Consider the following 1,057-nt stretch of genomic DNA (forward strand, 5'->3'; position numbering starts at 1 on the left):
GTGATGCCGCCGAGCGCCATGTTCGGGCGCTCATGGTTGTAAGTCCATAGCCAGCGGGTGGCTCTGTCCTGCACCTGCTCGATCGTGTCGAATAGGGAGCGGGCCAGCCAGCCGTAGCGCACCGTGCGGTTGTAGCGCTCGATGTAAGCGTTCTGTTGCGGCTTCCCCGGTTGGATATGCTCGATCCGGATGCCCTGCCGCTCCGCCCAGGCCAGCAGTGCCCCGCTGATGTACTCGGGCCCGTTGTCGCAGCGGATCACGCGCGGCTTGCCACGCCACTCGATGATTTGCTCCAGTGAGCGGATCACGCGACTCGAAGGCAATGACAGGTCGACCTCGATGCCGAGCCCTTCGCGGTTGAAGTCGTCGAGTACGTTGAACAACCGAAAGCTTCGTCCATCGCTGAGCTGGTCGTGCATGAAGTCCATCGACCAGACCTGGTTGATCGCCTCAGGCACCGCGAGCGGCTCCGGCTTCTCCCGCACCAAACGCTTCTTGGGCTTGATCCGCAGGTTCAACTCCAGCTCCCGGTAGATGCGGTAGACCCGCTTGTGGTTCCAGCGGAACCCCTTGACGTTGCGCAGGTGCAGGAAGCAAAGGCCAAAACCCCAGTCGCGATAGGTCGTGGTCAGCCGCACCAGCCAGTCCGCAATCCGGGCGTTCTCCTCGCAGGCCTTCGCCTGGTACCGGTAGCAGGTTTCACTGACCTCAAAGGTCTGACAGGCATGCCGAATGCTGGTGCGTCCGCCTTCCACTGCTGTTCTGGCCATCTCCCGGCGCTGAGATGGCCTCACCATTTTTTTGAGAGCGCTTCCTTGAGCAGGTCGGTGCTGAGCTGGGCCTCGGCGTACATCTTCTTCAGCCGACGGTTCTCCTCCTCCAGCTCCTTCATCCGAGCCACCATGGACACCTCCATGCCGCCGAACTTGCTGCGCCACTTGTAGAACGTCGCCGAGCTGATGCCGTGTTCGCGGCATAGCTCCGGCACGGGTGTACCGGCTTCGGCCTGCTTGAGCACGGCGATGATCTGGCTGTCTGTGAAGCGGGACTTCTTCAT

At 62.0% G+C, this 1,057-nt stretch carries 1 protein-coding gene; it reads right to left on the reverse strand.

Annotated features, from left to right (window positions below; all coding sequences use genetic code 11):
* Positions 1-1,057, reverse strand: a protein-coding gene (locus tag ABD679_RS15285; RefSeq protein WP_344760884.1) for an IS3 family transposase whose coding sequence is annotated in 2 segments (ribosomal slippage) — positions 1-805 and positions 805-1,057 — 1,058 coding nt annotated over the 2 segments. Because the reading frame shifts where the segments join, the coding sequence is not laid out codon by codon here. This gene is flagged as partial in the annotation.

The sequence above is a fragment of the Luteimonas lutimaris genome (assembly GCF_039537065.1).
In the GTDB taxonomy this organism is placed as follows: Bacteria; Pseudomonadota; Gammaproteobacteria; order Xanthomonadales; family Xanthomonadaceae; genus Luteimonas; species Luteimonas lutimaris.